Raw genomic sequence first — 8,429 nt, forward strand, 5'->3', positions numbered from 1 at the left:
CGAATCAGCCGCCGAACACCAGCCCTGCCGTTAAAGCAGCCGCACACACCGCCGACACGATCGAAAGTGCCACCCAGTCAGCCTGTTTCGGCTTCGACGGCGCCGCCGAGATCTGACCGTTGCCGCCGCGGGCGGTGATCGCATCGCCCATCTCGTCGGCCCGTCGCAGTGTCACGGTGATGACTGCGACGACCAGGTCGATCACGTCTGTTCCCAATTGCCGTAGACGGGCCCTGCGGGTGGGCGGTGTCTCTTTGGGCCGCAACCGCCGAGCGGCGTAGAGCACCCGGAATTCGTCGATCAGCATCGGGAAGGTGCGCAGTGCGAGCGCCAATGCGACGGACCAGTCGTCGACCGGGACGCGCAATGGTCGCAGTGGGCGACCCAAAGTGGCGACCGCGGGGGCGATTTCGGCGACGTTGGTCGTCCACGACACCAGCGCGCCCATCCCGAGCAACACGACCGACAGCGCGGTGAAACGCAGGAATTCCAATAGACCGCCGAGACCGAGCGTGACCGTGCCCACCTGAATCTGCGGACTGCCGCCGGCCAAAGTCGCAGTCATACCGACGACTGCCAGCATGATCCACAGCCAGCGCGGGGGCGACGGCAGCACGCCTCGGGGAATATGGGCGACCCACGCTCCCGCCAGCACCAGCGCGGCCACGAATCCGATCGCCATCCATCCCGGATACAACGTCAGCAACATCGAAATGCCAAAGGCAACAAGCAGTTTGGTGCCTGCCCACAGCTCGTGGATGACGGAGCGCCCGGGCACCGGGCGCAGCAGCACAACGGGTCGACGTGTGCGGCGGGTCGGGTGCTGCGTCGGCGGGGGCGCCGTCAACTCACTTGCCGGGGCCGCGACCGGCGCCGGGGCCCGCAGACCGTCGCGCAGGTGCAGAGTGCGCGGGCACAGCTCTTCCAGCCCCGCGAAGTCATGCGATATGACCACAACGGTCAGCCCGGTGTCACGGCGCCGGTCTGCGAGCAGCCGCACAAGACCCCGCTGGCTGGCGGCGTCTAGTCCCGCGAGTGGCTCGTCGAGTATCAATACCCGCGGTGACCGCGCGAGCAATCCGGCCAGGACCACGCGGCGCATCTGGCCGCCGCTGAGCTGGTCGATGGGCCGCTTCGCTAGCGCCGCATCCAGGCCGACAGCGGCCAGCGCTGCGGTCACTCGCGCGTGGTCGTCAGGCGAAAAGCCGCCCGCCGAGGCCACTTCGAGGTCGACACGGCTGCGCATCAACTGCAATCGGGCCGCTTGGAACTGCAGCGCTACGGCGCCGACCTGCTCGGAGGCGAGCCGCTCGTCAAGCAGACAAGTGCCGGTGGTGGGTTCCGTCAACCCGGCCATGATCCACGCCAGCGTCGACTTACCGGAGCCGTTGCCGCCGTGGATGAGCAGCCCCTCGCCCTCATGCACTTCGAAGCTGATATCGCGGAGCGCGGTCTGCGCCCAGGGGGTGCCACTCCCGTATTCGTGGCCGACGCCTGCGAGTTTGAGCACCGGCGCGTGAGAGTGGTGTCCTGCCGTGACAGTCGGCGCGGGCGCGGGAGCGGTCTCGACCATGGCGGTGTTATCCAGCGAGTCGCTGAGATTGATTGTGCGGTCGGCGTACTCGGCCTCGTTGTTGTAGTGGGTGATGTGCACCAGCGCGGTTTGGTGATGGTCGGTGAGACCGGACAGCACGGCCAGCAGTGCGTCCCGGCCCTGCTGGTCGACCATGCTGGTGACCTCGTCGGCAATGAGCAGCGCCGGCTCCCGCGCCAGCGCAGCGGCCACGGCGAGGCGCTGCAGTTCCCCGCCGGACAGGCCACCGGTGTCGCGTTCGGCGAGGCCGTCCAGCCCGACTTCACTAAGTAATCGGTTGACATCGGTCGTCTTGCCGGGAGGCAGTCCCCACACCACGTCGTCGGCGACCCGCGTGCCCAGCACCTGGCTTTCCGGGTGCTGCATGATGACGGCGGTGCCACCGAGTTGACCGAGACCCACCGCACCAAGGCGTTCGACCGTGCCCGAGGTCGGTTCGCGGCCGGCCAGGATCAGCATCAGCGTGGTCTTCCCGGAGCCGTTGGCACCGGTGACCACAACGTGTTCGGCTGGCCGCACATCCAGGCTGACCGCAGGCAGTGCGTCGTAGTCGGTGTCCGGGTAGCGCAGGCGCACCTCGTCCAGCCGCACCGGGACCGGCTGGATCGGTCCGGCGCCGGCCGACGCGTCCAGTTTGTGCACATCGGGAATGCCGCCCAGCCGCTCCAGCACGCGCGAGAGCGCCCACCAACCGATCAGCGAGGCGCCCATGATGGCGACGACGGCGAATCCGAGGGCGAGCCACTGCCAGTAATCCAATGCTGCGGCGAAGATCCGCTTGACCTCCTGCCCGACCGCGTGCAGGTGCGGCACCCGCGCCAGGACTGTCGCAACTCCGTCCACGGCGGCGGTGATCGCGTGGAACAACAGCTGCCGAAGCGGCGCCAGGACGGTCAACGCGATAACCACCACGGCACCGGCGCCAACACCGGCGCCCAAGGACGCCGCGGCGACGGTCCGCGGGCCGTGACCGCGGCGTTTCACGATTCCAGCCAGTCCGCCGACATAGGCGCAGAGCGCGACCGCCCCGAAGCCGCTCAAGCCGACTACCAAGAAGCCGATCACAGCGGCTGCGAACGTCGCGGTGATCAGAACGCGGATCCGATAGCGGTAGGCCAGCAGCCCCATCGGCACGGCGCCCAGCAGACCCAGCCCACCCGCGTGCGGGAGGACGACCGCAATGATCGCAATCGCCGCGCACAGAGCGCCCATCACCGATGCCTGCGCCAGTTCGCTGGGTCGTAGCGATCGAGCCTGACCAAATCCGCTCATCGACGGCGTGTGACAGTCGTCGGTATCATCCCGATAAACCGCGTGAATCATATTGCCCCGTAACCAAATCGAGCCCACGACGCGTTTGCCCGCTAAGCCAAGCAACGCATCCTGAGCATGGGAGCGCCAGCCTACAAACGGTTCGCTGAGAACTCGTTGAGAAGTTCGCTGGCCTCGAGGTCCCCCGGGCCGTGACCTGCGGTTTCTAAGTGGAGCTAAGGGGACTCGAACCCAAACCCTGACCAGGACGGCTACGGTGCAGGCGGGATGCGATGCCCCTTCCCCGAGGTGCCCGGGTGGCGGATCGTGTTGTGGCCGAGCTTGCGATTGTGGATGGGTTCGCGCGCCGACTTCTGGTGTTCGAGCTGCCGGATCAACTCATGCTTGGCTTCGTGAAGGGCGCGGGTGATGTCGCGGTTGTCGGCGACGGCCACGAGCGGCGGGAGACCCGGCAAGGTCGTCCGCAACGTGACGCGCTGCTCCTTGCGGCCGCGGTCCTGCAACGAGACTTCCAGGCTGATGTCAGGTGGGTCCCACCGGCCCAGATGCGGCTCGAGCGTGGCCAACGCCTCCAGCACGTGCCGACGTTCCGTGGCGACGAATCCCGCACCCATGTGCAGGACATACTCGCCGAGCGGATTACGCGTTCTGTCGCGGGACCTTCTCATCGTGCTGATGGTGACCTCATCTCGGGCGATCTGGTTGCTGAACGATCGTGGCCAGCAGCTGCGAAAGTGGGGCGGTGGCAAAGCCTATGGCGCCGTCGGCGATCCCGTAGGGGATCACCAGGGTGTCGGCGTGAACGAGCGCGCCGCAGGAATAGACGACGTTGGGCACGTAGCCGTTCTGTTCGTCGCGGGCGGGGCTGAGCAGTGGGCGTCGTAGCCGGCCGAGCACCCGGGTCGGATCATCGAGATCAAGCAGAATCGCGCCGATGCTATACGTGCGCATGGGTCCCACGCCGTGGGTGAGCACCAGCCACCCCGCGTCGGTTTCGATTGGCGGGCCGCAATTTCCGAGTTGCACCGCTTCCCATGCCTCGGCCGGCTGCTGGCAGGTCGACGCGCTCGTCCAGACCGCAAGATGGTCGGCGAAGGCGACGGTGTTGGTCTCGCGGTCCGCTCGCGACATGGCTGCGTAGCGACCGTGTATTCGTCGGGGGAACAAGGCCAAACCCTTGTTGGCCGCGGCCTTCCCGACGAGCGGCCCGGAGGTGAAGGACTGGAAGTCCTCGGTCTTGAGCAGTTGTTGGCTGATGTGGGATCCGCTGTAGGCCGTGTAGGTGGCGTAGTAGGCGGCCGAGCCGTCGTCGTCGACGAAGCGGACGAAGCGGGCGTCCTCCATGCCGGCCTGCTCGGCCTCCATCGACGGCCACAGCACGCGCTCGGAAACCGATACGTCGCTGGGGAACTCGACGGCATAGGATCGAGCGGCGATCGCGCGGATCAGGGCGACCGCGCGCTCCCCGTGTCCGCGAGTGCTCAGGTGTGCCCGGAGATTTTCGAGTCGCGCTTCGAGGTCGGATCGCGTGAAGCGGTCGCCGAGTGCATTGAAGACGTAGTTCGCGTCATCGCCGGCATTCCCGATGCGGCCGAGTTCGTCGCGGAACACCGCGGCCTCAAGAAGCGCGCCCGACACGCTTCCGGTGGTGGCGAAGCGGGTCGGCTCGTCGATCGTGGCCCGGCCCCCGGCGTCGACGACACCGGTGCGGAACCCGATGGACGAGCGGTGTCCTTCCCCGATCCCCCGCACGCTCATCACGAATCGCAGGCTGCCTGCCGCCGTGTCGGTCTGGTCGGGGTGGGCCACAATGCTGGGGTTGCACAGCGCGGCCCCCTCGATGGCGTACTCGCTGGTAAAGGTCGCTCCCAGCAACAGTATTCGCGCATCGGAGAGGTCGAGGTCGGGATCCAGGCGGTCGGCGAGCTCGCGGGCGTGCCGACGGAACGTGCCCACGAGGTCACGGTGGCGTCCGTCGAAGCGGATGATGACGTCGTCCAGGGACGACAGAACGTCGTCCTCGGTCAGTGCGAGGATGCGCTTGAGCACCACTCCCGCTCGGGACTCCTGAAGCTCGAAGCCCTCCTGGCCGGGCACGAAGAGCCGGGTGATCACCCGCGCCGAATTGGCCGCGATCCGGTGAGGGTCGCGGGTGACGAGCCCGGCGCGCATCAAAGTCATTGTGGGACTAGCGAAACGCACCGCGCGTGTTGCAGGGTGGAGATCACCGCGAGGGTCGATTCGGCGCCCTGGTTGAGGTTGACGCACTCGGCAAGCAACCCGTCGAAACCACCACCGGTCTCCGTGTCCCACATGAGCAACCCGGAGTCGTTGGCGCCCTGGAACCAAGCGGCGGACGACCGGATCCCATCCGACCAGAGCGCCCGCTGATCGGCGGCTGCGGCGCGTGCGCAGGCGTCAGCGAGGGTGGCCACCTCGATCGGCTGCTGGTCGAAGGCGGGCCGGCTGTCCTGCGGTCCCCGGCCGCCCGCGGGGGTGGGCGACAGGTGACCGTCAATCGTTTCGTAGTCGAGCAGCCACTCCAGCAGATCCAGGCCACGCTGTTTCAGGTCCGGGTCGTCCAGCGCGACGCCGGCAGCGATCATCGCCTCGGGGAGAATCGCATTCGCGTAGGTGAGCCTTGGCTCGGGCCATGGCCAGTCGGACTTGGTCTTGGGTCTCGCGACGGTGGCGGCGTAGTCGGCGAGGAGTCGCAGGGCCGCGGAATTACCGGGCTCGACGGTTAGGAGTTCGGCGGCGCCGACGGCGGCGAACGCCATCGCCCGCGGCCACGGCGACCTGGCCTTGGCAGCGCGCTCGAACTGAATCACGGCCAGTCGGCGCACCAGGCTGACGCCGCTGTGGGCGGCGGCGGTGCCGAGCCCCCAGATGCACCTGCCCCAGTGGTCGTCCGTGGTGGGCTGGTCGGTCCAATTTCCGGCGCGGTCCATCCGGTTGCGGCAGGAGCCGTTGTGGGACTGGGCGTCGTTCAAGAACTGCAGAGCCTTGCCGGCGAGGCCCTTCACGGCACCCGGTGCGTCGGGCTCGCGGGTGGTGACGACGAGCACCCTGGCCATGTCGTCGGTGCAGTACCCGTCGTCACGGCGGGGCTCGCTCATGCAGGCGTGCTCGAAGGTGGCGCGATGGTCCGTCATTCGCAACAGATGCGCGAACACCGGGGTGGGCGCGGCGCCGGTCACGTCAGTGCCGATTGAGTGACCAGCAGCCGTCGCGCCACGCCGACGTAGGCGTTCGCGACGACGGACCAGGCAATCGTCGGGGCGAGCCCGCGGGCTTCGGTGGCCATGGAGTCGGCGACGTGCGGATCGGTCAACAGCTGGCGCAGCGCTGCGACCAGTGCGTCGGGATCGTCGTGAGCGACGACGGTGCCCGCGCCGCTGCCGAGGAGCTCGACCGCGTGGGGGAAAGCGGTGGCGACGATCGGGCGGCCACTCGCGAGGGAGTCGACCAGCACACCGGAGGTGACCTGGTCCTTCGAGTCGTAGGGCAGGACGACGACGGTAGCCGTCTGGATGAGCGCGGTGAGCTCTTCGGTGGTGCGGTACACGGCGTCGAAGGACACCGAATCGGCGACGCCAAGGCGTTTCGCCTGTGCGACAAGTGCTTCGCGATACCTTTCCCCCTGCGCGGCGAGGACCTTGGGGTGAGTGCGGCCGGCGATGATGTACCGCGGCGGGTTGGGCAGATTCTTGAACGAAGCCATGCCGTCGATGACCCGCTCGATGCCCTTGCCCGGTCCCATCAGGCCCCAGGTCAAGATGGTCGGCCGGTCGGGATGTTGCACGCCGTTGGTGCTGGGGAGTGCCGCGCCGTGCGGAATGGTGCTGACCTTGTGGCGATCGACAGCGAAGCCTACGCACAGGCGTTGGCGGGCCACCTCCGACATCACGACCACTTGATCGGCCAATGCCATCACCGATTCGAGCACCGAACGTTGGTGTGGTGTCGGATGTTTGAGCACCGTGTGAACGACGACGATCGACGGGACGCGCAATCCGGCCATGATCTGGACGACTTCATCGCCGTCGGGACCGCCATAGATGCCGTACTCGTGCTGGATGACGGCGACGTCGCTCTGGTTGAGGAGCTCGGAGGTTGCCTCGACGGACGAAGCCGAGCCGTTGACGAGCTCGCCGGCGACGTTGGGCTCGTCGGAGACGTCACCGTCGGCGATGCGCACGACATCGACGTCGGCGCCTCGAGCTGCCAATTCGCCTGCCAAGGCCGCGCTAAAGGTCGCCAGGCCGCATGGTGTCGGCAAGTAGGTGCCGAGGATGCCAAAGCGCGGCATATACGAAAAGTGTTGCATTCCAAAGGGAGCAATTAACGGCTGAAACAACGATGGAGCATTCAAAATTATCCCGACTGAGCGGTAAAAAACCGGTGTGTCCGGCTTGAGCGGATGCTCAGGCAGATCAGCGTTAGAAGCTGAGCCATTCCGGATCGGCTGGGAGTACCAACATCCCTCACGCTACACCCCCACGGGTCGAAAGGCTTGGTCGTGGGTGCGAACGTGATGTGCTGCACTCGATGGACTCGCTGTTTGCGTCGAACGACGTCGACGCAGGCGAAACTGAATCGAGTTGCCGTCAACGTGCTTTCGACGGTCCGTCGAAGTGCCGTTTGCACCGGTGGAGCTAAGGGGACTCGAACCCCTGCCTTGATCAGGCAGAATAGCGGCTTACCTGCAGTTTCGCTACGCCTCGTTCCGGTTCAGTCCCGCTCGCTACCTGCGGTTTCGTTTCGGGTCTTGACGGCGTCAAGAGCGGCGGAGCATTCAACTTAAGCAGCGAGGAGAACCGGCGAACGTTCCGTGGGCTCAGGGAACGACGCGAAAGATCGCAGTCGCGCCCGTGACGGCCCGGTCGCCGTTGCCTTCGTCGTGCTGCGATAGCTGAACGCCATCCCGGCCGGAGCCGTCCTGATGTGCGAACGCAGTCCCGTCCACCCGGAAGGGCGAGGACTAGCCATTCCGCTGGAGGGGCGGTAAGCCGCTGCTGATACGGGTCGAAGGGCCCTCGGCCGGCGTCAACGGCAGTGGCCTAGCCAACCTGCGTCAGTGCGCCGAGCAAGTAAACGGTGCGTTGAGCCTCGAAACCCCTTCCGGCGGAGAGACTCTGGTTCGCTGGTCCGTGCCGCTTTCGTCACGGCGGCAGAAGTCCCGGGAAGGGGGGACCTTCGCCTCTAGGCGTAACCGCGGCGCGCCGGGAGTGTGGGAACGTCAGAAGTGTCAACAGAAAGCAGTATTCTGGTGAGCGCTCATTTTCCGGAGCTCGAGACGATCCGCACAGTCTTGTCGATGGCTACCCGGGCACCTTCGGTGCACAACTCTCAGCCATGGCGGTGGCGCATCGGCGCGGACAGCTTGCATCTGTACGCCGATCTCGACCGGCATCTGCCGAGCACCGACCCCGACCGCCGGGACCTGATGCTCAGCTGCGGCGCGGCGCTTCATCACTGCGTGGTGGCATTGGCTGCTATGGGTTGGCAAGCCAAGGTCCGCCGGTTCCCCAATCCGGCCGACCCCAAACATCTTGCCGCC

At 66.8% G+C, this 8,429-nt stretch carries 5 protein-coding genes and 1 pseudogene; 1 reads left to right on the forward strand and 5 read right to left on the reverse strand.

Annotation, left to right across the window (positions count from 1 at the left end):
- Window positions 1–4 precede the first annotated feature (4 nt).
- From VKI00_RS22525 to VKI00_RS22545, 5 genes are all read right to left on the reverse strand, one after another.
- Window positions 5–2,866, reverse strand: a complete 2,862-nt coding sequence (locus VKI00_RS22525; RefSeq protein WP_324441402.1) for an ATP-binding cassette domain-containing protein — start codon at window positions 2,864–2,866, stop codon at window positions 5–7.
- Window positions 2,867–3,117: 251 nt separating this feature from the next.
- Entirely contained in the window at window positions 3,118–3,534 is a 417-nt protein-coding gene (locus VKI00_RS22530) for a hypothetical protein (protein WP_324441404.1), read from the reverse strand.
- A 16-nt stretch (window positions 3,535–3,550) separates the two neighbouring features.
- Complete coding sequence (locus VKI00_RS22535) at window positions 3,551–5,047, reverse strand: glycoside hydrolase family 130 protein (protein WP_414687263.1); 1,497 nt, start codon at window positions 5,045–5,047, stop codon at window positions 3,551–3,553.
- Window positions 5,044–6,066, reverse strand: coding sequence for a glycosyltransferase (locus tag VKI00_RS22540; protein ID WP_324441408.1), 1,023 nt, complete (start codon window positions 6,064–6,066; stop codon window positions 5,044–5,046). Before VKI00_RS22540 ends, VKI00_RS22535 begins: the two co-directional genes overlap by 4 nt.
- The gene (locus tag VKI00_RS22545) at window positions 6,063–7,178 is read right to left on the reverse strand and encodes a glycosyltransferase (RefSeq protein WP_324441410.1); all 1,116 of its coding nucleotides are present in this window, start codon (window positions 7,176–7,178) and stop codon (window positions 6,063–6,065) included. The genes VKI00_RS22540 and VKI00_RS22545 overlap by 4 nt, the downstream gene beginning before the upstream one ends.
- A gap of 960 nt (window positions 7,179–8,138) precedes the next feature.
- Between VKI00_RS22545 and VKI00_RS22550 the strand changes: the two are divergent.
- Window positions 8,139–8,429 (forward strand): annotated as a pseudogene (locus VKI00_RS22550) (NAD(P)H nitroreductase); the annotation flags it as partial.

This window comes from Mycobacterium sp. (genome assembly GCF_035314665.1).
Lineage (GTDB): Bacteria > Actinomycetota > Actinomycetes > Mycobacteriales > Mycobacteriaceae > Mycobacterium.